This is a genomic window from Burkholderia sp. Tr-862, assembly GCF_011753085.1.
In the GTDB taxonomy this organism is placed as follows: domain Bacteria; phylum Pseudomonadota; class Gammaproteobacteria; order Burkholderiales; family Burkholderiaceae; genus Burkholderia; species Burkholderia ambifaria.
On the sequence record NZ_VWWG01000004.1, the window covers coordinates 63,468 to 87,143 of the forward strand.

At 62.0% G+C, this 23,676-nt stretch carries 18 protein-coding genes; 4 read left to right on the forward strand and 14 right to left on the reverse strand.

The window, feature by feature from the left end; translation table 11 throughout:
* Nucleotide 1 precedes the first annotated feature (1 nt).
* On the reverse strand, nucleotides 2–820 hold the full coding sequence (locus F3J14_RS02485) for a helix-turn-helix transcriptional regulator (protein WP_166721621.1): 819 nt from the start codon (nucleotides 818–820) through the stop codon (nucleotides 2–4).
* A gap of 77 nt (nucleotides 821–897) precedes the next feature.
* On the opposite strand from F3J14_RS02485, the gene panB reads away from it, so the two are divergent.
* Complete coding sequence (gene panB / locus F3J14_RS02490; RefSeq protein ID WP_166721622.1) at nucleotides 898–1,752, forward strand: 3-methyl-2-oxobutanoate hydroxymethyltransferase; 855 nt, start codon at nucleotides 898–900, stop codon at nucleotides 1,750–1,752.
* A gap of 29 nt (nucleotides 1,753–1,781) precedes the next feature.
* Here the strand turns inward: panB and F3J14_RS02495 are convergent, their stop codons facing one another.
* Nucleotides 1,782–2,273 (reverse strand): Lrp/AsnC family transcriptional regulator, encoded by a 492-nt coding sequence (locus F3J14_RS02495; protein WP_006761025.1) that lies wholly within the window; start codon nucleotides 2,271–2,273, stop codon nucleotides 1,782–1,784.
* A 156-nt stretch (nucleotides 2,274–2,429) separates the two neighbouring features.
* Here F3J14_RS02495 and glmS point away from each other — a divergent pair, with 156 nt between their 5' ends.
* Complete coding sequence (gene glmS / locus F3J14_RS02500) at nucleotides 2,430–4,259, forward strand: glutamine--fructose-6-phosphate transaminase (isomerizing) (protein WP_166721623.1); 1,830 nt, start codon at nucleotides 2,430–2,432, stop codon at nucleotides 4,257–4,259.
* A 388-nt stretch (nucleotides 4,260–4,647) separates the two neighbouring features.
* On the opposite strand, the gene F3J14_RS35525 is transcribed toward glmS, so the two are convergent.
* The 5 genes from F3J14_RS35525 to zorA form a co-directional block, all read right to left on the reverse strand.
* A complete protein-coding gene (locus F3J14_RS35525; RefSeq protein ID WP_247682101.1) occupies nucleotides 4,648–5,004 on the reverse strand; it encodes a hypothetical protein in 357 nt (118 codons plus the stop codon).
* Between the two features lie 657 nt (nucleotides 5,005–5,661).
* Nucleotides 5,662–9,447: an SNF2-related protein gene (locus F3J14_RS02510; protein ID WP_166721624.1), complete on the reverse strand. Its 3,786-nt coding sequence runs from the start codon at nucleotides 9,445–9,447 to the stop codon at nucleotides 5,662–5,664.
* A gap of 17 nt (nucleotides 9,448–9,464) precedes the next feature.
* Complete coding sequence (locus tag F3J14_RS02515; RefSeq protein ID WP_166721625.1) at nucleotides 9,465–11,282, reverse strand: EH signature domain-containing protein; 1,818 nt, start codon at nucleotides 11,280–11,282, stop codon at nucleotides 9,465–9,467.
* The gene (locus F3J14_RS02520; RefSeq protein ID WP_166721626.1) at nucleotides 11,282–12,007 is read right to left on the reverse strand and encodes a flagellar motor protein MotB; all 726 of its coding nucleotides are present in this window, start codon (nucleotides 12,005–12,007) and stop codon (nucleotides 11,282–11,284) included. The genes F3J14_RS02515 and F3J14_RS02520 overlap by 1 nt, the downstream gene beginning before the upstream one ends.
* On the reverse strand, nucleotides 12,008–14,350 hold the full coding sequence (gene zorA / locus F3J14_RS02525; protein ID WP_166721627.1) for an anti-phage ZorAB system protein ZorA: 2,343 nt from the start codon (nucleotides 14,348–14,350) through the stop codon (nucleotides 12,008–12,010). It abuts the gene before it with no gap.
* A 2,031-nt stretch (nucleotides 14,351–16,381) separates the two neighbouring features.
* Here zorA and F3J14_RS02530 point away from each other — a divergent pair.
* Nucleotides 16,382–16,888, forward strand: a complete 507-nt coding sequence (locus F3J14_RS02530) for an adenylate kinase (RefSeq protein WP_247682102.1) — start codon at nucleotides 16,382–16,384, stop codon at nucleotides 16,886–16,888.
* A 94-nt stretch (nucleotides 16,889–16,982) separates the two neighbouring features.
* Here the strand turns inward: F3J14_RS02530 and F3J14_RS02535 are convergent, their stop codons facing one another.
* Nucleotides 16,983–17,795, reverse strand: coding sequence for a hypothetical protein (locus F3J14_RS02535; RefSeq protein WP_166721629.1), 813 nt, complete (start codon nucleotides 17,793–17,795; stop codon nucleotides 16,983–16,985).
* A gap of 254 nt (nucleotides 17,796–18,049) precedes the next feature.
* Nucleotides 18,050–18,865 (reverse strand): helix-turn-helix domain-containing protein, encoded by an 816-nt coding sequence (locus F3J14_RS02540; RefSeq protein WP_166721665.1) that lies wholly within the window; start codon nucleotides 18,863–18,865, stop codon nucleotides 18,050–18,052.
* Nucleotides 18,866–18,985: 120 nt separating this feature from the next.
* Between F3J14_RS02540 and F3J14_RS02545 the strand changes: the two genes are divergently transcribed.
* The gene (locus F3J14_RS02545; RefSeq protein WP_166721630.1) at nucleotides 18,986–19,645 is read left to right on the forward strand and encodes a glutathione S-transferase family protein; all 660 of its coding nucleotides are present in this window, start codon (nucleotides 18,986–18,988) and stop codon (nucleotides 19,643–19,645) included.
* Between the two features lie 72 nt (nucleotides 19,646–19,717).
* Here the strand turns inward: F3J14_RS02545 and F3J14_RS02550 are convergent, their stop codons facing one another.
* From F3J14_RS02550 to F3J14_RS02570, 5 genes are all read right to left on the reverse strand, one after another.
* Nucleotides 19,718–20,806: a porin gene (locus F3J14_RS02550; RefSeq protein ID WP_166721631.1), complete on the reverse strand. Its 1,089-nt coding sequence runs from the start codon at nucleotides 20,804–20,806 to the stop codon at nucleotides 19,718–19,720.
* 245 nt (nucleotides 20,807–21,051) lie between these two features.
* A complete protein-coding gene (locus F3J14_RS02555; RefSeq protein ID WP_006759991.1) occupies nucleotides 21,052–21,387 on the reverse strand; it encodes a Rieske 2Fe-2S domain-containing protein in 336 nt (111 codons plus the stop codon).
* Between the two features lie 3 nt (nucleotides 21,388–21,390).
* Nucleotides 21,391–21,702, reverse strand: coding sequence for a YciI family protein (locus F3J14_RS02560; RefSeq protein WP_012365279.1), 312 nt, complete (start codon nucleotides 21,700–21,702; stop codon nucleotides 21,391–21,393).
* Between the two features lie 5 nt (nucleotides 21,703–21,707).
* A complete protein-coding gene (locus F3J14_RS02565; protein ID WP_166721632.1) occupies nucleotides 21,708–22,580 on the reverse strand; it encodes an intradiol ring-cleavage dioxygenase in 873 nt (290 codons plus the stop codon).
* A gap of 28 nt (nucleotides 22,581–22,608) precedes the next feature.
* Entirely contained in the window at nucleotides 22,609–23,676 is a 1,068-nt protein-coding gene (locus tag F3J14_RS02570; RefSeq protein ID WP_166721633.1) for a maleylacetate reductase, read from the reverse strand.

The window sequence follows — 23,676 nt, forward strand, 5'->3', positions numbered from 1 at the left end:
GTCACGCGCTCAACAGCGGCCGACGCGCTTCACGCTTCGCATACGCGCCGGGCGTCACGCGGAATTTCGCCTGGAACAGCGCGATGAACGACGACGTCGAGTCGTAACCCAGTCGTGCGGCCACCGTGCCGATCGGCTCGCCCGCGTCGAGCAGCGGCAGCGACGCGAGCAGCCGCACGGCCTGCCGCCATTCGGTGAACGACAGCCCCGTGTCCTGCCGGAACAGCCGCGACAGCGTGCGCCGCGTCGCGCCGACCTGATGGCCCCATTCGTCGAGACTGCGCGTATCGCCCGGCGCCGCATGCAATGCGCGCGCGATTTTCAGCAGGCGCGGATCGCGCGGCAGCGGCACCGTGAGCGGCGCGGGCTGCATGCGGGCGATCCGGTCCGCGATCACGCACACGAGCGCACCGTCCGGCCCCGTCTCGTCGTAATTCACCGGCAATTCGCGAGTCGCAATCACCAGCTCGCGCAGCAGCGGCGTCATGCAGAGGATCGTGCAATCGTCGTTCATGTCGCGCCGTGCGATCGCCGCATCGAGATACAGGCTGTGGAACGCGACGCAATCGCGCGTCGATACCGCATGCGGCACGTGCGGCGGAATCCACATCGCATAGTGCGGCGGCAGCAGTTGCCGGCCCGACGGCGTCGACACCTCGAGCACGCCGCTCGTCGCATACATTAGCTGGGCCCACGGATGACTGTGCGCATCGACGCTCACGTTGCCGGGAATCCCGAAGGCGCGCACGTATAGCGGCCTCGGCAGGCGCGCCATCGGCGGCACTGCGTATGGGTCGCCGGGTTGTCCCGCCAGCAACATAAGACGTCCTCCGAAGGTCATTGCACGAACGAGCGCGATGCTACCGTGGCGGCTCTTCTTTCACACGGCTTCCGTTCATGAGCGCTCATACCCGCACCACCCGCAAGACCGTCACCGCGATCCGCTCGACCAAAGGGATCGGCAGCCTCGTGTCGCTGACCGCGTATTCCGCGCCAATGGCAAAACTCGTCGACGACGTGGCTGACGTGATCATCGTCGGCGACTCCGTCGGCATGGTGCTGTACGGGATGCCCGATACGCTGCGCGTCACGCTCGACATGATGATTGCACACGGCGCGGCCGTCGTGCGCGGCGCCGCGCAGGCGTGCGTCGTCGTCGACCTGCCGTTCTCCACGTTCCAGGAATCGCCCGCGCAGGCGTACCGCTCCGCCGCGCGGCTGCTCGCCGAAACCGGCGCGCAGGCCGTGAAGCTCGAAGGCGGCTGCGAGATGACCGATACGATCCGCTTCCTGACCGAGCGCGGCATTCCGGTGATGGCGCATGTCGGCCTCATGCCGCAGCAGGCCAACGCGACGGGCGGTTTTCGCGCGCAGGGGATGGACCCGCTTTCGGCCGCGCAGGTGTTCGACGCCGCGTGTGCTGCCGAACGGGCCGGCGCGTTCAGCGTCGTGATCGAAGGCACTGCCGAGGCGCTCGCGCGCCACCTGACCGGAACGCTGACGATCCCGACGATCGGCATCGGCGCATCGCCCGCGTGCGACGGGCAAGTGCTCGTGACCGAGGACATGATCGGCGCATTCGATGCGTACACGCCGCGCTTCGTGAAGCGTTACGCGGATGCGAATGCGGTGATGCGCGACGCGATCCGCCAGTACGCGCATGACGTGCGGCACCGCGTGTTTCCGGAGCCCGCGCATTGCTTCGGATACGGGAAGCCGCTGCAACTGGCCGATGCGGGCGCAACGGTGTGACGTAAGACGAATGACGCGTTCACCTCACGCTATGCGCGCTTGCGCATCGCATGCGCGACCCGCGCGTTCGCCTCGAACTTCGCGCGATGCGTCGAGAAGAACGTCCGCACGTTGCGCACGTTCGATGCGCCGGTGAACAGCCGCCGCGCGAACGCGTCGTATTCGGCGACGTCGGCCAGATCGGCCACCACCACGAAATCCGGCCCCGGCGACACGCGGTAGCACTGCGTGACCGCCGGCTCTGCACACACGTAGGCTTCGAACGCGTCGTAGTCTTCGGCCGTCTGCCGGTCGAGGCTGATCTCGATCAATGCCGTGACCGCCGTGCCGATCGCGACCGGATCGAGCACCGCGACCTGGCGGCGGATCACGCCCGCCTCCGTCAGCCGCCGCACGCGGCGCATGCAGGTCGGCGGCGACGACAGCGCACGCTCGGCCAGTTGCAGATTCGATACCGATGCGTCGTCCTGCAGGATCGCGAGAATGCGCAGGTCGAGATCGTCGAGCGTGATGCCGGCCATCGGCGGCTCCTTCCGGTCAGGGCGTGAAATTTAATTTCAACATGATATCCGATCGCCGCCTCGTTTCATTTATCGACGTATTTCGAAATTTAATTCCACAGGCTCGCCTCTACCATCGCTGTCACGGGTCCAGACAGGACATTTACGGAGCGCGATATGTGTGGAATTGTCGGGGCGGTTGCCCAGCGGGACATCCTGCCGAACCTCGTTGACGGGCTGAAGCGGCTCGAATACCGCGGCTACGACTCGTGCGGCGTCGTGGTCTATCGCGACCGTGCGCTGGCACGCGCGCGCAGCGTCGACCGCGTCGCCAACCTGCAGCGCGAGATCGCCGCGCACGCGCTGTCGGGTTACACCGGCATCGCGCATACGCGCTGGGCGACGCACGGCGCTCCCGTCACGCTCAACGCGCATCCGCACTTTTCGCCGAGCGACGACAACGCGCGCATCGCGCTGTCGCACAACGGGATCATCGAGAACTGCGATCAACTGCGCGCGGAGCTGCAGGCGCACGGCTACGTGTTCGCGAGCCAGACCGACAGCGAGGCGATCGCCCACTTGATCGATCACCTGTACGACGGCGACCTGTTCGACGCGGTGCGGCGCGCGGTAGCACGACTGCGCGGCAGCTACGCGATCGCGGTGATGTGCCGCGACGAGCCGCACCGGATCGTCGGTGCGCGCGACGGGATGCCGCTCGTCGTCGGTGTCGGCGATGGCGAGAATTTCCTGGCGTCGGATGCGATCGCGTTGTCGGGCATCACCGATCGCATCGCGTATCTGGAGAACGGTGACGTCGCCGATATCCAGCTGCATCGCTACTGGATCGTCGATGCGGCCGGCCAGCGCGTCGAGCGCGCGGTGCAGCGGGTGGCGGCGCACAGCGGCGCGGCCGATCTTGGGTCGTATCGCTACTACATGCAGAAGGAGATCTTCGAGCAGCCGCAGGCCGTGGCCGATACGCTGCTCGACGTCGCGTCGATCATGCCGGAGCTGTTCGGCGACGGTGCGTGGCGTGTGTTCAACGACGTCGATTCGGTGTTGCTGCTCGCATGCGGCGGCAGTTATCACGCGGCGCTGACCGCGAAGTACTGGATCGAGAGCATCGCTAAGCTGCCGGCGAGTGTCGAGATTGCGAGCGAGTTTCGTTATCGCGACAGCGTGCCGAATCCGCGCACACTGGTCGTCGCGGTGTCGCAAAGCGGCGAGACGGCCGACGTGCTCGGCGCCGTGCATGTCGCGAAGCAGCGCGGGATGATGCATACGCTCGCGATCTGCAACGTCGCGACGAGTGCGCTGATGCGCGAATGTGCGCTGCAGTTCGTCACGCGTGCGGGGATCGAGATCGGGGTAGCGTCGACGAAGGCGTTCACGACGCAGCTCGTCGCGTTGTTTCTGCTCACGCTGGCGCTTGCGCAGGTGCGTGGGCGGTTGAGCGATGACGAGGAGAAGGAGCATCTGCGTGCGCTGCGGCATCTGCCCGATGCGATGTCGAAGGTGCTCGCGCTGGAGCCGCAGATCATGGGCTGGTCGGAGTTGCTCGCGCGACGCGACAACATGCTGTTTCTCGGACGCGGGATGCATTATCCGATCGCGCTGGAAGGCGCGCTGAAGATGAAGGAGATTTCGTATATCCACGCGGAGGCTTATCCCGCCGGAGAGTTGAAGCACGGGCCGCTGGCGTTGGTCAGTAATGAAATGCCGGTCATTGCGGTGGCGCCGAATGATGCGCTGCTCGAGAAGCTCCGGTCGAACATGCATGAAGTCAGTGCGCGCAATGGCAGGCTTTTTGTATTCGCGGATGTGGACTGCGGGTTGGTGCCGAGTGAAGGGATCGAGGTGATTCGGCTCAACGAGTACTACGGGCCGCTGTCGCCGATTCTGCATACGGTGCCGATGCAATTGCTGGCTTATCACGCGGCGTTGGCGCGGGGGACGGATATTGATAAGCCTAGGAATTTGGCGAAGGCGGTGACGGTGGAGTGAGGTGTCTGCTGTTTGTGCTCGCGTGGCAACTTCGAATAGTTTTACTTAAAGCGGTTCGCAAAGTTTCACTTAACGCCCCATTAAATTCCCGCAAACGGACACCGGGGCGGTGCTTAAGCGAAACTATTCCAACAGCAATTGCGTGTGGCCGAGGTGTAGAATGTCACGGAAAATCGAAGTCCCGTCGCGTGGCCGTCCCCATGCCACCTTCCATATTTGATATGGCCGATATGGGCAAGCGCGCTTGCGATGCGTTCCCGCGCGTGCAGCCTCAACAACCGAATCGCCGTCGCTGAGTTGATGGGTTGGAGGGTTGGAGGGGGAGAAATGCGGATAGCCTCACCATTAACCTTGAGGCGCCACGAAAGCAGGAGACCGCGCGATGCCGTCAATGCCCCCAACCGAGCTCTCTGAGAACGAATCCCGTTGCATGCATGGCAAGCTCGGCGTCCTCGCTCGATACCTCTCGCAGGTCGAGACGCTCACGCTCGTTATCCTTCGCACGAGGGTGGAGAAGGTTGACTGTCTCGAGAGCCGCACGAATCAAGCGCCGCTCATTCTCGCCAACATGCTTTCCGATTGCGGTGAGGCATGACCCCAGGTCCTTGTGGATTGCTTTCTCCTCACCGGTCAATTGCCGTAACCATCGGCCGGCAAGAACCGCACACAGATTTCGGCACTGGTCGACAACGGACGTTGGGGAATCGCGGTACGCGACCTTCATGACGCGGTCGTAAGCATCCACGACTGGCTTCCGGTTTTCCTCTGGGATTTGTGCCATGTCGAGAGCGGGTAGTATGCCAAATGCAGACTCAGCTCGAAGAGTAACCAGCACGTCCTGACTGACGGTTTGTTTAGTCTGCAATATCCGCCAAAGCGAGTGCGCGCCTACGTGGCCAATCGCTAGTTGGAGGCTTTCTCCCCGGTTCGGACGTCCCAGCAATTCAGTGCAGTGGATAAACACATTCAATTCTTTAGATACTCAACCATCTAGCTGGCTCCGCCTGTTGTCAGATAGTGAATTGGGATCAGCTTCGACGAAGACAAATTCCCGATTGGTCTTGGTGAATGACTGAAATAGACGACCTCGCCGCACTCGAGATACCGGGTCAAACGAGTCCTCTCGAAAAATCCATCGGAACGGGTCGCTCAGCATACCGCGAGGCAAATTCTCGAGGTCAGACGGGGATTCGATGAGCACACACTGCGAGATTATCGGTACCGGGACCGTGAGATGGCTCGGACTATCGGTGCCTTCATAGATGAGGCCATTTTCGTGTGCGATGCCAAGGCGAGACATAGTCTTTTCGGTCGAAGGATGACCGCCTAAATATGTCGCATGTGAGGGATTGAAGCTCGACAGACGGCACCCAAGAATTTGAGCGAGAAGGTCTGCGCTTCGTCACGCGGCGTCTTCCCAGTATGAGTGCAGGAAACGCTGCACATCACCATGCGTCACAGGATGTTGCCCCAACAGGGTCTCGATATCTTTCTGGTTCAGCAAGGCAACGTTGTTCTTGCGTGCGCTGTCCACCGCTGTTTCGTTGAAGTACTGGTTGGTCGCCGCCCATTTGGAGAAGTCGACGCCCGGGTGCCGCAACCGGTATTCGGCCTCTCCCCACACGACGTCCTTGACTCCCTGCGAATCAAGCGCGGCACCCTCGTTCCCCGAACTCTTGCACTGGATGAGGTCGCCCTTGTTGCCGGTGAATGCGACCACATCGACGCCCTCGTCCTGACGCGGCGTGCGATACACCGTGCGAAAACCTTTCTTCTGCCAAATGGCGGCCACCAGGGCCTCGAAGTAATCCCATTCCATGCGCAACACATCGTCGACCGTCAGGGCACGGCTGAACACAGGGTCATTGGCTCCCCCCGGGATGATGTCCTGAAGATTCCAGTCGCTCGGCAGAACCGTTCCTGTACCGTTGAGCATGTCGCTCGCCAGTTTGCGCTTGGCTTCGAGCAGCTCGTTAAGACGCACTTCAAACGTGGCGAAATCGGTCGCACTCAGAATCGGCAGATAGACCCACACTTCCCGCTTCTGCCCGATACGGTAAGCCCGGTCGGTCGCCTGGTCTTCCTTCGCAGGGTTCCAGTTGCGCGTGTAGTGGATAACGTGGTTGGCTTCTTGAACGTTCACGCCAAAACCGACGGCGACAGGCGAAAGAATGATGGTCCCAAATCCGGGCTTGGCCTGGAACGCCTTGATGCGCTTCTGACGACTCGCAACGTGTTTTGCAGTTGCCGTCACATCGCCATTGATGATGTCCGGGGAGAATCCGAACACCTCCTTGATGTAATGCGCCAGCATCTGTTGGGTTTCACGGAACTCCGCGAACATAATGGCCTTCTCACCCTTCGCTCGAATCTGCTCGAGTGTGTCGAGGAGCCACGCGAGTTTGGGCGCTTCATTACGCGCCTGTTCAAGCGCCTGCGGCTTGAATCGCCCCATACCCGGCGCGTGAGGCGTCGTACAGATAGAGCGCAGGTACTGAAGCAGTCCGAGATGGTTTTTGAAGGGCGAGACTATCGTTTCCTTGCTGTCCGGGTCTTTGCTTGCCCTGAATGCGTTGACTGCGTTGGTGTAGTAGCTGCGCTGAAGGTTCGATATAGGTACGAACGTCGGCACAACATGCTTGGGTGGGAGCGTCGCGACGTCGGTCTTCATCCGGCGCAGAATCTGCGGCTCAATCAAGCGACGCAGCTCTTCTACGCGAGCCTTTTCCTCGTCCGTCTCCGCTTCAATCGGCTTGCGATACCGCTTTCCAAATTCGTTGAGTGCGCCGAGGTACCCGGCCTGCACCAGGTCAAACAGACACCACAGGTCGACCAGCGTGTTTTCAACGGGCGTTCCGGTACAGGCAATCTTGAACATCACGTTCTGCTTCTTCGCAGCGCGTGCGACCATCGCATTCGGGTTCTTGATTTTCTGTGCTTCGTCGCACGCCATGATGGACCACTTCTGTGCGGCGAACGAGAACTCCAGGTCGCGCAGGGTCTCGTAGGTCGTCAGCACGATATTGGCGTCACCGACCCAGTCTGGGCGAAGGAATCGGACAAGGTTCTCACTGCGCAGTTCTTCGTCGATGGCGGCGCGTGGCACTCGTAGCGAAGCGAGATTGTCTCCGTACGCGATGAGCGGCCGGAAGGTGCCGGACTTGAAGAACTTGCCGATTTCTTCCGCCCAGTTCTCAAGAAGTGACACCGGTGCCACGACGATTGCGGGCGGCAGCGTCGGGGCGTCCTCAAACGCGCGCGCCATGAAGGTGAGCAGTTGCAGGGTTTTGCCCAGCCCCATGTCGTCAGCCACCACGGCTCCCCTGCAATGGTTGGGTGCGTGGCGAAAGAGGTGCTGCAACCAGGCAACGCCGCTGTCCTGGTGTGGCAGCAGTTGAGTCGTCGGCAGGAAACCGGCCGGCAGCGCGGGCACCGGAGAGAACGTCGTCAGGATGTCGTGACGGATTTCCTCGTAGTCGACGGCATTGACGTTGGGCTTGATGAGCAGCTGTTTCGCCTTGGGTCGCTTACCGCGCTCCCCCTCGCGCCCACCCTCGTCGTCGCGCGACTTGGGCGGCTTGTCATGCCCGTCGCGAACGCTCTTGCCGAACTGGTCAAACGCATCGAGGATGTCCCGCGCCTCCGTGACCGGAAGCGGCTTGGGAAAGCCCGGTAGTTCGACGGACGACAGGCCGCTTGCCTGGGCCTGTTCGACCTTTGCCTGCAATTCGTCCCGCACCGCATCGGTGACGGGCACGGCAACCGGCTCGGTACTGCCTTCAGGCGTATAGACGATGACATTGACCAGATTCTCCGGCCACCATTCCTCGCCCTTCTTGGCAATGTACGGCGAATAGTACGGCTGTTCGATACCGATGTTATTGACGCGCGAGGTGTAGGCGCTCAGGTCGTAGACATCCTCGTAGCGCACGAGAATGCGGGGCTGCTGCCACTCGGCAAGCGCCGCCTTGAGCAGCTCGACCTGTGCGGCGCTGTCGCCTAGCAGTTCGAAGTCGTACCCCTGCCATCCATACAGTTGCTTGTCGGTTGCCAGCGCCCGCTCCACGCCCCGGATGAAGTCCTCCAGCTCGGCGTCATCTACAAAAAACCGTTCCTCCGCGGAGACGTGGGTCGGACCCGGCGTCTCAATGGCCAGAGCAATCTTCTCGGGAAATCCGAGGGCGTCCCGCTCGATGAGTGCCGTGAAGTGGTCAAAGAAGATGTCGGCTTCGATGCGTGCGCGCTCGAACTGCTCTTCATCAATGACCGCACTGGCATCCTCGCCCAGCGTCGCAAACGGATTCAGAAGGAAAGCCTCGGCCCGGGAGCCCGCAACCAGGCGCCCGGGCAGACGGCGGATGTTGTCGAGAACCGTGCGGACCTCGGGCGTGATGAGCACCTGGACAATGCCTTTGTCGGTGTTGATGTCATACCGTTGGGGCACGTTCTGGTACGAATCGAAGACCTTGAGCCAGTTCTCGGGTGCTCCTTCGAACCCGGGCATGATTTCAACCACGCGTGTTCCGCCCGTTTCCGTCTTGCGCAGGTGAATGTCGATGGTGTCGGGCGTCAGAACGATGCTTTGGTAGAGGAACTCGTCCATGCGCGCCCTGGCCGCCATGGCGGTGCGGCGAATTTGCCCCCAGCGCAGTCGCTGCGAAGCTTCGTCACGCTCGGATTCCGGTCGGTTGTGGAACCGGGCGACCTGCTCAGCCGTATCCCATACCCGGCGCGAGAGCAGATGGGATTGGCCGGCGACCTGGATAAGCGCTCCAGTTCGCGTCGCTCCATCCAGGACACGCCCGCAGCCATCACGCCAGCGGGTCACGCCAATAGCGAAGTCCCGTTCCGACAGGCTGCTATGGCTTTTCAGTTCCAGGACGTAGTCGCAGGCAGGGGGAAGCTCGAGCAGCTCGAGACTTCTGCCATAAGCTCGGTCTTCCATCAGGCTGTACAGCGACTCCCACGACAGGCGCGCGCTTTGTTCTTCGGCGACTGCATAGCCCTCGTCATGAAGCTGCGTAATCATCGCCGGCATCATGGGCGATGCAAGTGGCGTTGCCCCGGGGATAGCGCCGACCGATTCGAAGGTGCCGAGCAGGAGGCCCTGGCTATCCAGGTGGCGCCATACCTCGGCGGGCTTCTCCTCGTTGCGGGCAGCGCCTGTACGTTTGAGCCACTTCAGCATGGTCAATTCCTTTGTTGTTATGCGGGGTCCTTGTACCACCAGCCTTTGCCGGGCCTGTAGGTAAAACCCCATTCGTTCAGTTGAGGCGTGATGCGGGAATCGCGCGGCCAGTCGTGAAATATCCACAGGTTGCCGTTTTTGTCACGAAGGTCCTCGCACTTGATACCGAGCCTCCCGCAGAGCGCCTTGACGCCAGCTTCCTGCTGGGGTGTCAGCCTGTGCGCTCGCGTCCGCGATACGGGGGCCGTACTGCCAGGCTGGACATTCGTACCATTCCCGGCCTGCCGGGGTTGCGTGTCCCTTGTTGCCGCCCGCTGCATAGGAGACGCGTCATGCTGGGTGGTGCCTGAACGTGTCTCGACCTGCCGCACGGTGTCGGGAGCTGAACTCCGCGCAGCCGATTGACTCGACAGTGACGGCTTGCCCGGGAAAATACCGCGTGCACTCAGTACCCGTTGGAAGTTGGTTTCCCAAACGGCTTCGATGAGGTCGCGGTGCGTGCGTCGGACCGGGGCACGCGAACCGTCTGAATCGCCCTGGATGTGATTCTTGACGGCCGGCACTGAGACGTCGCGGTTCAGTTCGAATGGTAGGTCCGATTCCCGGAAGAAGAAGCAGGCGTTACCCTTCTGGCCGAACTCAACAACCACCCACTCCCCGAACTGCATGATGAACGCGTTGTTGTTCGAGGCACCGTTGCCCACGAGGTCGACAATCAGGCCGTCCATGAGCTTGCGGGCGCGGACCATATCCGGGTCGGTGCTCCAGCGGGTCTGCGGGCCCAGGGCGAACGTTACGGTACCGACTGCCTCGTAGTACTTTTCCCAGAACTTCAGACGTCGAGGGTCACTCTTGCCCTCCTGTGCGAGGACGCTGAAGAAGTGCTGGATGTAATGGAGCTTGAGCCACGACGACACCATGCTACGAACGGGCTCCGACACGAGTACCCAGCCGCTGTTATTACGCTTGAGCCATGGATTGCCCCAATGCAACACCGTGAAGTCCTGCAACGCTTTGTGCGCGGCACGCGGTGGCTTTGCGTGGTAATACGCCAGAATCTGCGCGAGCGCCTTGTTAAAGAGTGTCTTGTTGTCGGCGCTGACCGTTCCCAGCAAGCGGATAAGCCCAGGCAGATGGCGCCGGAATTCAGAACCGCTCAACTGCCCAGCTGCATTCACCTGCGCGAGAACAAGCTGGTCGATAATCCATGACGAGTCCTTAATGCCCAGCGCCTTCCTGAAAAGCAGGAAAAGCTCTTGGTGGCCATGGAGGGCTTCCTCCCCAAACCGGGCAACGGGTGATTCCGAAAAGACATCCAGGTTTTCCGCCACCTCAGTCACCCACGCCTCATCGACGCCGTTCTGTTCACGAATGTCTGCCACATTGCGGTGCAGCCATTGGCGCAACATCTCCCAGTTCGGCCGCCCCGACGACAGACTCCCTTTCGTGTCCGGATGGTAATCAAGGTACGCGTCGAGGAGCCCCTGGTAGCAGTTACGAAACGTCTGGCGATGGCTGCGGAAGTTCTCAACGCCCTTGAGCAGGTATCCGAAGCATTCCGCGTCCTCAATCAGGCGGTACCGCATCTTGCCAACCGGTTCGATACAGCCGAGCGCGACGAGCCGGGCCTGCCGGGAATTGGCAAGCCGGCGCGTTTCGCGGAAAAGCTCGATGGCTTCGATGACAAAGTCTATCGGAGGAGGCACCGGTCGCCTCTCCCGTATCTGTTTTTCAAGCGCGCGTTCCTGATGCTCCAGTTCGGTGAGCGGATGTGCCAACACGACGGGTTCGGGGCCACGTGCGAGCGACCTGCGCATCCTGTCGAGGAGGTTCATCAGGCTGCTCCCAATGCGCAGGTGCCGAAATTGCCCCGTGGGGCGCCCGAGACAGATGGCCGCTGCTCACCAATGCCGAGAAACTCGAGCCGCAGCTCGACGCGCCGGCTGTCCTCGTACGACGCCTTGGCTGCATTGAAGGAGTACCCGCCCACCAGGAACAGGTCCCGAACCTGCTCAAGCTCGTCATTGCTCATAACGCGCTCGTCCGTGAACGGTTTGGCGAGGAGGACGCAAAGAACGCGCTGGCTGCGCTCAAGACTCAGGTTGAGGTTGTAGAGGTAATCGCCCTCAGGACTCGAGAACCCCTCCACCACAATCTGCTTGAGCCACTTTTTGCCGAGCGGGTTGCGTGCAATGGCCAGGACCTCTGGAACGAATGCGCGAAGCAACCGCTGCTGGTCTGGCTTCAGGTCGTAACTATTCTTGTCGAAGTGGGCCTTGTCGCCGAAGTCGATGACGTTGCGTGAACGGTCGACCTTGACGCCGGGATATTTGCTCGCGGCCACCTCAACGCGATGCAGCAGTTCGCTGATGTCCCTCTCGCGTTGCGCCTTGAGGCGCTCGGCTTCACTGACCTGCTTGGTCACGGCGAGCAGCGCGACCGACACGGTCACGAGAAAGAGCACCATGAGGGCGGTCATGAGGTCCGCGTAGCTAATCCAGAATGGCTTTTCCGCCTCGGACCGGGCGCCACGCTTGATGACAATGCGTGTGCCTAGCATTTAAGCCTCCGGATTCGGCACAGCCAGCTCGATTGACTGAGCGAGGCTTGCAATGGCTTGCTTGAGCAGGCTGGTCACTCTTCCGGTCCTGTCGACAAGCTCTCGGTTTACCTCAGTCATGGAGTCGGCCAGCCGCTGCTGGAAGGTCGTCAGGGATTCGGTCATGACGTCGCCCACACCTTCGAGGAATTCCTCGGCGCTGCGCTGCGCGACATTCAGCGCCTGGGTGGATGCCTCAATCCGGCTTAACACATCGCTGGTGAGGGAGGCGTTGGTCCGCGCGTTGTCCACGACCCGGGTCAGTTCCGTGAGCATCTGCGCAAGCTGGTCACGCGTTGCCCGATAGTCCGTTACGACGCCCTGCATGGTCTGGGCGGCCGTGCTGACAGAGGCTGCGGCGGCAGCCAGCTTGTCGGAGGTGCCTGTTGCCTGCTGGAGCACGCCGGTCACCGCTGCGCCTGCCTTGCCGAATTCGGTGGACGCCACATAGAGCGTCTCCGCGCCCGAATTCATCCGGGTGACCGCGTCGGTCGTGACGGTACGCATGGAGTCGACGCTCACACGCATGGTATCGACCGCGCTGCGGGTACCGGCCACGAGCGTACGCATTTCGGCAGTCAGCGCCTCCACGGCGCTCTTCACGCCCGCCGTAGCGGCTTCTGCCTGCGCGACGAGCTGTGCCTGCCGCTCCCGATGCTCCGCATCCGCCGAAGCGGCATGCTGGGTCAGGTCGGAGACGAGCGTATTGACGGTCTGACCCACACTCGAGACGGTCTGCTCCAAGCGGTCGTTGCTTTGCGCCTGAGATGCCGCCACCGACTGCGACAGGTTCGTCACCAGGTTCTCGACCGCATTGCTGACGTTAGCAAGCGTGTCCTGAAGCTTCGTGCTGACTTCGGACTGGGAGCTCGCCACTTGCTGCGACAGAGAGCTGATGAGCGACTCAACCGATTGCGTCACGCTATTGAGCGCGCCCTGAAGCTTTTCGTTGGTCGAGTCCTGGGAGGTAGCGACGGACTGGGACAGCGACGAAATGAGGGATTCGATGGTGGCGCTCACCGCTGCCAGCGTTTCCTGCAACCGACTGTTGGTCTCGGTCTGCGAGCTGGCAACAGTTGCCTTCATGTCCTCGACAATCTGCGCCATCTGTCGGGCCATCATTTCCTGGCGTGCCTCCATGCCGGTGAGCGCTTCGCCCAGTTTCGCGGCCATGGTGTCCGTTGCGCGTGTGCCGGCGGTTTCCAGCGACGAAGACATCTGCTCCATGCGGGCCACAGCGGTTTGCAAAGCTGTAATGGTCTGCTGCTGCATCGTATTGATGCCGGCAATCTGGTCGCCAAACAGGTCCTTCAGGCTCTGGTTCAGCCCCTGCACCACTTCCGTGAGCAGCGTATGGACGGCACCTGTACGGTCATCCGTTGCGCTCTGCACGGCCTGCTGCACCGCCTTCATTGGTTCTTCGAGTGCCGCCTTCAAGCCTTCGGTGATGTGCTGGCCAATCTGCCGGCCAAGCTCTTCACTCGTCTGGTTATGCGCCCTGATTTGCTCGTCGATAATTTTCTGCTGGGCCTGAATCTGGCTCTCCGTCAACGACGTGAGAATGCCCTTCAGGTCCTGAACAAGGGCGTCTTTCAGCGTCTTGCTGTTGGAAACATATTCTTTTGAGGAGTGAAGCAGCTCTTCGAGCATCTCCTCGCCTGCGCCTGCCTTGTAGAGGCTGTCAAGCAGACACGCCACCTCTTCGGTTTTCTGGTAAAGCCGGGAGATGAAGAACTTCTCGATGACCGTGATGACCATCGCGCAGAAAATCGCGGTAGCCGAAACGAGAAAGGCTTCAGCCACGCTGTGCAGCAGCGCGCTCAGGCTGGCCCGAACCACCTGGGTGTTATCCGAAATGATGAAGCCATACAGGCCGTGCAACAGCCCCGCAAACGTACCGATAATCCCGATACCCGTCAGGATGCCTGGCAGGTGCCGGAAGAACTCGGCACCGACGCGGCTGTCGACCACCACTTGCGCATTGAAAATCTGCTCGGCCGGCACCGTCCGTCGAGACGTTTCGGGGACGTATTCACCGGTTACCGAATCAAACGATTTCGGATCGAAGAGGCTCTTGCGGAACTCACTCCACAGGTGCGCCAAGTCCTGCCTTCGGGAAAACAACGCCGTCGGGTCGCCGCCAGAACCCTTGAGGTGGGTAAGCCCCGTGATGATGCTGTTCAGGTCCCTCCAGCGCCCCGCGGCGCGCCAGAAAAAATGGGCAAAAAACCAGACGACGAACAGAAGAATGAAGAATGCGCACACCTTCGCCACAAGGGGCGCTTCAAGGATAGTCTCAATCATTGAAGTATCTGCTTAGTCTTGTTGGTTAACCGGCGTGTCCGGCACCTCGATACCTTTCAGGCGGCAAAACTCGTAGACGAGCGTCTCGAGCAGGTTGGCCTGACTTCGGTTTTCATGCTGAGCCGCACGTGCCTGTCTTGAAGCGCGCGGACGCCCGAAAGCTCATTGGCGTGTCTTTTCGTTCTTTCATCAGAGGTATCCCCGTTACCTGCAACGTATGGTAGATGTATTGCAGCACGCAATGCAATCGGGACAGGTTCCTTGGCCCTTCTTGCCTGCGCTGGCATTGCCCCCTGTTCCGCGTCGAACCTGACCGTGCCAACCAATGGCAGCGGGGCCTCACCCAGCGGTGGCTGCACTATCTAGCAGACCCTGTTTATTGACGGAGTTGCGCCCCCCGCTAGAACGCTCGCGAACTATAGAGTTAGCCGTATAAATTCGAAAACACGAAAAGACACGGCCAATGGGTCTTTATCCTCTCCCGGAGAACGCCGCCCGCCAGTCCATCGACTCGTCAGCCGTGTTCAATGAACTGCGACGTGCCCTGGCCGAGGCCAAGGCTTGAGCGCGAAGGCAACGGAACCAACAATTCGTGTGAACGAGTTCCAGCAGACAACCGTTCTAGGAGCGTTTGCCGTGGGCGATGCAGCGACCGCATGGCGAATGCGAAGTGCGCCGTGGCGGCTGAAGTGCCGCTGGCATTGCCGACCACAGTACGTCGCGTTGACGAGGGCTACCAGGACAGTCAAGGTTCCGTCGCCTGCTCGCGGCTTCGCAGTCTGAGCCGAAGCGGCATAGGCAGCGCGTCGACAGCTTTCCCTCCGGCAGCCTGAATTATTTGGTCGACCACACTGTCCCGCGATTACTGAGGCACCTGTGCTCGGAGCCCCGCCTTGATAAAGGAGAGCATAGCTTTCGCCCAACGGTCACCTCTTTGAGCGGCGCTAAGAAGCGATGTATGCCCTATCAGTTCCCACGTGCCCAGAGTCGCCTTTACACCAAGTGATTCCGCGTTCTTGCGGCAAAGCGTTCGAAAGTCAATAGCGCGTTGCTGCAGAACGCTATCCTGTAACTGGACATTGGGCTCAAAGCGACTTTGCTCTTTGTACTCGACGAAATCCGGCAACGGCTTCTCCGTTTTCCACCGCAATGCCGGTAGCTTTGAGAGCGGGAACGAAGCGCTGTATGGTAGGTACGTCGGCCCCAGGTCCAGCAACATATCCTTAGTCTGTACCCAGAAGTGCGTCGGTGTCCCCGTGCTAGACCGACCGAATCCATGCAACCCTCGACGGTCTCCGCCCTTCTCAATGACAGCGCAAACAAAGTCACCGCCGACCATCTGTGCGTAAATTCCCTCGTCCTCAAGTAGCGCGAGTAGCCCTAGCGATGCGTACATACACCGGGAGTGAAAATCTTGGGGGAAAAATTGCTTCAGCGACGTATCAACGACCGTAAGCGCACGCGAAATGGAATCGCCTTTCTTCATCGTGAATTGAATCCGAGTGAAAAAGTTGGTCTAGCGTGGCCTCGACCACGCCCATATCGGAAATGTAATCGGTATCGATACTCTTGTGGTCGAGCCAAACCCCGTGCGGAGATGTTGCAAGGTGAGGCCTCTCCGGACGGAAGCTTTGCCAAGCTGACGTCGCGTTCGTCGACCTTCCCCACGGAATCGCGGCCCAACGATACAGACGCCGAACAGTTCGCAGCCTGAACGGTTCGGCCTTAAGTGAAACTATTAGAACAGCGATGATTTTCCACACGGACCGAGCGCGACATCACGTTTCCCGGACGGGGCCCTCGAAGCCTAGAATACCTCGCCAATAAGCTTTTGATTTATATAGAGTCCGTCTGGTCGTTAAGTGAAACTTCGCTGCTTAAGCGAAACTATTCGAAGTTGCTACGCGTGCATCTGCGATCATGCGATTGACCGGCTTGGCGAGCTTACGCTCTGAGCCGTCGCCGATCAATTGAGCTGCGGCCATGACGATCAAGAGATTAGCCGTTGGACCCAACGAGACGAGCCAACGTATGGATCTGTACAGAACGCTCATAGTGGGGAATTCGGGCTCCGGAAAAAGCTGGCTCGCCGAACGAATCGCGAATCGCTTGGCGGCGCCCTGTGTAGACCTGGATTCGATTCATTGGCTTCCGGGCGGATACAGCGTTGCTCGGGAGCGCAACGATGCCCTTCAATTACTGCGAGATGCCGCGAAAGCTGATCGATGGGTCATCGAAGGCATTTACGGTTCGCTCGTCAATGAGATCCGCGATGACTCCACCGCGCTGATCTGGTTGTGCCTCGACGAAGCGGAATGCGTTGAGAATATTCGTCAACGCGGTATTCGTCGAGGAGGAGACGCGGCGTCATTCGCCGCGTTGTTGGATTGGGCCTCGACGTACCGAAGTCGTCAGGGATGGAGTTCGTACGTTGGCCACCAGAAATTGTTTGAGGAATACGGGGCCGACAAGCGGATTCTTCAATCACGCGATGACGTACTGGCCTTCCTCCATCGTTGGGACGCGCAGTCTTCCTAGACTCTGCGGTGCGTCAATCGGCTACTCCAATTCACCGCGGCGAGTCAAGACGGCGTCGGATATCGCGCGTGAAATGCACTTGATCGCAACACCCCTACTTCGACAAACTCAACTTCTTCAACACCACCATCCCACTCGCCGGACTCACCAGCGAAATGGATTCGACATCCAGATACAACCTGGAAGTCCTCGTCGTGATGTCGGTCGGCTCGTCGTTGCTCGGCTCCGCGTGCTCGACATGCTCCGTCAGATACGGCCTGACCAGTCGCCCGGAAATAGCGAACGCGAAGTCGCCATGCGTTTGCGCGTATGCGGCCGGTGAAAGGTTCGCGCGGCCACGAACGGTGGACTTCCCGCCTTTTCCGGGATCGAGCTCGATGATGTCGATCTGCTGGATATAGCCTTTTGCCTTTGCCTCGGCTGCGATCACGAGCCGTCGCCCGCGCTTCCCGGTGATGCTCTTTCTCAGAAGGATGCCTGTCCGACCTTCGCCGTCGCTGTCGACCAGGTCGACGTTCACCTTCAACACATGCTTCTTCGACTGATACAGCAGCCCATACGACACCGGCACCAGAAAAGTCACCTCACGATCCAGATTGATCGCGGCCAGGTCGGCGTTCCGGCCATGCTGGTCGGCCCCGCCGGGGACCAGCCTGCGGACGCGATCGCTCAGGGACGGAGCCGCGCTCTTGATGTGCTGCTTCTGCAGCGCGTCCCGAATGGCAACCGGATCGTCGCCGACAATCGGCCGCGTGGGCGACATGTCGGGCGTGACGGCGATCGCAGCGCTCGCCGTGTCGCCGACATTGGCGGCCTCTGCACGCGTCGCGACTTGCGCCAGCATGATCGCCACGGCGGCAACGCACACGACATTCCGACGACCCAACATGGATTTTCGGTAAAACACGACAGACTCCTGATTATCTGGCTGACCGGCCGACCACGCGATCGGCAGGATGAAATGATGTGCAGCGCGTCAACCGTTCGAGCTCACGGAGCGCCCACGCGTCACATCGTAGGTTCAATTGCAGCTCGGCGGCAGGCCATCTCGCCACACTATCGTATTGCCCGGACTACAACAATCCACGACCGGCGAGCAGCGGCGCGACGTGCGTCGGGCAATGACATTCGGTTGCCCGTCACGAAGCCGCAACCGCCACCTCACTGCTGCCGATCTTCCCGCCGATACTCCGCCGGCGCCTTCCCCACCAGCTTGCGGAAATCGCGCGTGAAATGCGCCTGATCGAAATACCCGAGCGCATGAGCCAGTTCCGCGAGATCGACCGGCTCGCCGCCCGCGAGCTTGTCGGCGGCCTCGTGCAACCGGTATCGGCAGATCACCCACTTCGGCGTTACCCCCACATGGCTGGAAAAGAGCTGCTGCAGCGTGCGCTCGCTCAACCCCGCACGCTCGGCCAGATCACGCACCTGCGTCAGCGCGAGGTCCTGCTGCAGGATCTGCAAAATGGCATGAATGCGCTCGACCTGCGGATCCGGCGGTGGCAGCACGCGCAACAGCAGCGCCTCGGCCGCCGCCACCATCGCAGCATCATCCTCGGCGCCGAGCACGGCGTTTTCGGCTTCCGCATCGCCGCAGTCAAGCAGCGTCGACACCGGCACCACCTTGTCGGTCAGCACATGCACGGGTTTGCCGAGGAACGCGCGAAACGCCCCGGGCCGAAACCGCACGCCGATCACCCTGCCGGCCCCGGCCAGCGTCGTCTCGAACGCCCCCGACACCACACCGAAGATCCCCGTGCGCCGCCGGTCGAACACCAGATTCACGCACGGATACGGCAGCGTGCGCTGCACGTACGGCGGCTGGTCGCGCAGATCCCATTCGACGATCCAGTGGTGATCGAGCACCCCGGCCAGTTCGGCACACGGGTAGTAGCGATTCAGGCGGAAGCGCTGGTTGAAGGCTTTCGGGCCGACGACGCCCTTGGGCGGGTCGGTCACGTTACGCAAGTCGGCCATGGTGACGAACGGGTGGGGGGATTGCGTAATGATGCACCGCCACAGCGGATTTTTCCAAGACGGCGGCATGCAACCCACCTACATTGGAAACCTTGTCCCGAACGCACACCGGAGCCCGCGATGCCGCAAGACCGTCACCTGACCCTGTTCCACTCCCCGCGCAGCCGATCGGCGGGCGCCCGCATGCTGCTGGAGGAACTGGGCGCCGACTATGAACTGCACGCGTTCGATCTCTCGACCGGCAAGCATCACGAATCCGCTTACCTCGCCATCAATCCGCTGGGCAAGGTTCCCGCGCTGCGTCACGGCGACGTGATCGTCACCGAGCAGGCCGCCGTCTACCTGTACGCGGCGGAACTGTATCCGGAAGCCGGCCTGTCGCCGGCGCCGGGCGACTCGCTGCGCGGACCGTACCTGCGCTGGATGACGTTCTACGGTTCGTGCTTCGAGCCGGCCATTGTCGACCGCTCGATGAATCGTCCGCCCGCCGCCTATTCGATGTCGCCCTACGGCGATTTCGATGCCGTCATCAACGCGCTCGATGCGCAACTGGCAAAGGGGCCGTACCTGCTGGGCGAGCGCTTCACGGCGGCCGATGTGCTGTGGGGCGCGGCGCTGAACTGGACCACGATGTTCAAGCTGATCCCCGAGACACCGCGCATTCGCGCGTACATCGATCGCATCCTGGCGCGCCCGGCCATCCAGCGCGCACAGGCCGCAGATGCAGCGCTGGCGGCGGAGCAGGACAAAGCGAAGGAGACAGCCGCGACGGCGAGGTAGTCCGGTGCCGGGCGGACCTTGACGCAAGCTCCGCCCCGACGCCGGCCGACCCGCGCGCCGCCTCCGCCTCCGTCAAAACATCGTATGCAACCCGATCCGCGCCACCGCCTGGGTCGCTGAACTCGACGCGCCGTTCGGGTCCAGCACGCCGTTGATCTGCGCGTTCGCGCCGCTGTTCGCGCGTTGATAGTCCCCGGACACATAAACCATCGTCCGCTTCGACAGCAGGTATTGAAGCGCGACGCTGACCTGATGCGCGTGGTTGTCGTTCACGGCTTCGTTGCCCTTCATGTACATGTACTTCGCGCCGAGAAAAACGTCCGGCCTGATGCGCCACATGCCGCCGGCTTCAGCCATCCACACACCGGCGTCGTTGAAGGAATTGTGGACGGTGGTCAGCAACGCCTTCGCGGTCACCGCGCCGAAGTCATAGTGCATCCCGACGCCCCAGTTGCGCACACTGGTCGACGGTGTACCGGGCGCCGGACCGTACTTCTCGTTCGTATAGGCCGCGCCGATACCGAACGCCCCGACTTCGTAGTTCAACCCGGCGCTCACGGCGTTGTCCGCGCCGATGGAACCGGCCACGCCGCCGAACGCATACATCACGCCACCGGAGAAACCGGCAATCGTCGGCGAACTGTATTTGACCGAATTCGCCACAGGCTTGCTGCCCGCCGTTCGATCCCAATCGAATGCGCCGGTCGGATTGTTCGGCAGCGCAAGACGCTGGAACGGGCCATTCCTGAACCCGTACAGCCCGCTGATATCCATCGAAATCGCGTTCCCCTTCGCAAACAGGGAATCGACCATGAAGTCGTACTGGTTCCCGAGCGTGATGTTGCCGAAGCGGTCGCTCTCGATGCCTACGTACGCATTGCGGCCGAAGATCCCGGTGCCGATGATGCTGCCGTTCGCCATCGAGAACTGGTTCACGAGCGCGAACGTCGCGCGATATCCGCCGCCGAGATCTTCCGTGCCGCGCAAGCCAAACAGGTTCGGCGTGAAGATGCCGTCGTCGAACTTGACGTTCTTCCCTCCGCCCTCGTTGCTGACATACGAGATGCCGCTGTCGATCAGACCGAACAAGGTCACGCTGCTTTGCGCGTACGCGCCCTGCGCGATGACAAGCATCGCGGCTGCTCCAAACCTCAGTTTCATTGCGTCTCCGTCTTTTTTCTGTCAATGCGAACGGTCGCCTACTGTCTCGCGGGCACTCGACCGATGTTTCGTGAAACAACGACTCCCCCAGCCCGGAGTTGCTTTCATCCGGGTCGGAAAAATAACTAGGTATTTAGCTTTACTGATTTAATAGAATGGATGAAATCCCGCTCATTCCCGATTTCATCCACCTCGATGCGATTGCCCGATCACCCGAACACGGTTGGGCAATCCCACCTTCCGACTCAAGCGCCCCGACAGACCACCCACGCCGCCGAATCCACCTCGACCGCCACGGCTTCCAGCCCGGCCCCCGAGCACGGTCCATCGATGCACACACCATCGTCGAACCGGAACAGCGCACTGTGATGCGCGCACATCAGCACCTGCGACCGGTAACAGGAAACGTTGCCCGGCACGAAATCGAGCGGAACCGAGAAATGCGGACAACGGTTCACGTACGCCCACACCTGCTCCCCACGCCGCACGACGATGACGGGTCGCCCGATGCCGGCCTCGTCGACGACCCGCGCCCCGCCGTCAGGCACCTCGGAGAAGCGACACAGTTGCGTGGCGCCCATGACTCACACTCTCCGCTCGGGATTGCCGAGGCTCCAGTCCCACGGACGAACCTCGACCCGCGAGAACAGCCCTTCCTTCACGTACGGATCGTTGCCGACGAACTGCATCACCGCATCGATGTCGTCCGCCTCGATGACGAGCAGCGTGCCGTTCATCGCATCGCCCTGCGGATCGAGCGTCGGCCCGCCGAGCCGCACATAGACGCCGTGCTGCGCGGCGGAACGCAGGTAGGTCCGATGCGTGGCGCGCACGCGGTCGCGCACGTCGCGCATCCCGGGCTGGTCGGTCGCAAACACCGCGAAAAATCGAGCCATGTCGGTCAGCTCCGGTCGAGCACGAAGTCATACGTCGCTTCGCGGTACGCGCCGCTCAACCCGAACCGGCGTGCAAGTTCATCGTCCGCCGCACGCGGCCGATAGGCGACCATCAGCGACGGCTTCACGCCAAACACGGCATCCGACTTCAGATACGCGTCCTCCTCGTCGAACAGATGCGTGACGAGCTTGCGGTAGCCCGGCGCGTCGATCATGAAGTGCAGGTGCGCGGGCCGCCACGGATGGCGTCCGGTGGCATCGAGCATCTTGCCGACCGGGCCGTCGGTCGGAATCGGATAGCTGACCGGCAGAATCGTCGTGATCGCATAACGGCCTTCGGCGTCGGTCCGGTAGCGGCCGCGCAGATTGCCGTGCGGCTGTGCCTTGTCCTGCCCGGAATACATGCCGTTGTCGGCGGTCTGCCACACGTCGAGCACGGCGCCCGGCACCGGCGCACCATCAGTGCCGAGCACGCGACCCTGCACGACGACCGGCGTGCCGGGCGTGAACGCCATGTTTTCGCCGTACGCACGCTCAGGCATGCCCTCGATGTAGAACGGCCCGAACACGGTCGTTTCCGTCGCGCCGGTGGCGAAACGATGGTTGATCGCATCGACCAGCATCGACACGCCCAGCGTGTCTGACAACAGGATGAATTCCTGGCGCACGACGTCGTCGCACATCTGCCCGGTTTCGGTCAGGAAGCGGATCGCGGTCATCCACTCGGCCTCGGTCAGCTCCGTTTCGCGGACAAACGCATGCAGGTGCCGCACGAGGCTCTGCATCAGCACGCGCAAGCGCGGGTTCGGCGTACCGTCGAAGCTGGCGACGACCTGCTCGGTCAGCCGGGTGTCGCCGTCATGATGTTCATTCGTCACGTTCGTCTCCTTGGATGCGGCCGGCCGCTCACTGCGGCGCGTGCCCTTGCCACGCCTGCTGAAGTAATTCGCGAATCGGCGCGCGCTCGATCGGCCGCGGATTCGCGTAGGGGTTCCGGCATGCGAGGTCGGCGGCTTCGTCGAGGCCCGCTTCCGGCATCCCGATATCGGCCAGCGCCGCCGACAGGCCGAGCTGCCGATTCAACCGGAACAACAGCGGGCCAGCGTCGGCCGCGTCGGTGCCGCCCAGCGCCCGCGCGACCCGGCGCAGCGCGTCGGGCGCCGCGGCATGGTTGTAGTGCGCCGTATGCGGCAACATCGCGGCGTGTGTTTGCGCGTGCGGCAGGTTGAAGGTGCCGCCGAGCGTATGACAGAGCTTGTGGTGCAGCGCCATGCCGACCGCGCCGAGACACGTGCCGGCAAGCCATGCGCCGTACAACGCGCGGCTGCGCATCTCGCGGTCGTCGGGCGCGCGCACGATGACCGGCAGCGCCTCGCCGAGCGCGCGAATCGCCTCCTCGGCCATCAGGCTGATCACCGGGTTCGCATCTTCCGCATAGAGCGCTTCGACCGCATGCGCCATCGCGTTGACGCCGGACGCCGCTGAAATCCCCGGCGGCAGCGACAACGTCAGGGACGGGTCGTAGAGCACCGTTCGCGGCAGCACGCGCGCATCGCGCCCGGTGCGCTTCAGCCGGCCTTCCGTGAGCCCGTAGATCGGCGTCATCTCCGAACCCGCGTAGGTCGTCGGCACGGCGAGGATCGGCAGCGACGATTCGAGCGCAATCGCCTTGCCGAGCCCGATCGTCGAGCCGCCGCCGATCGCGATGCAGCAGTCCGCGCCCAGCTCGGCCGCCCTCTCGCGCGCGGCACGGGCGACCTCGACCGGCACGTGCATCACGGCCTGCGCGCATACGCCGGCCGCCCGCTCGCCGAGCACGCCGCTGACCCGTTCGGCGAGCGGCCGCTGCTCGGGCGTCGACAGAATCAGCGCGCGATGCGCGCCGAGCGCGGACAGCTCGTCGGGCAGCCGCTCGAGCGCGCCCCATTCGAACACGACGCGCGACGGCGTTCCCTGATAGACGAAGCGCTCCAT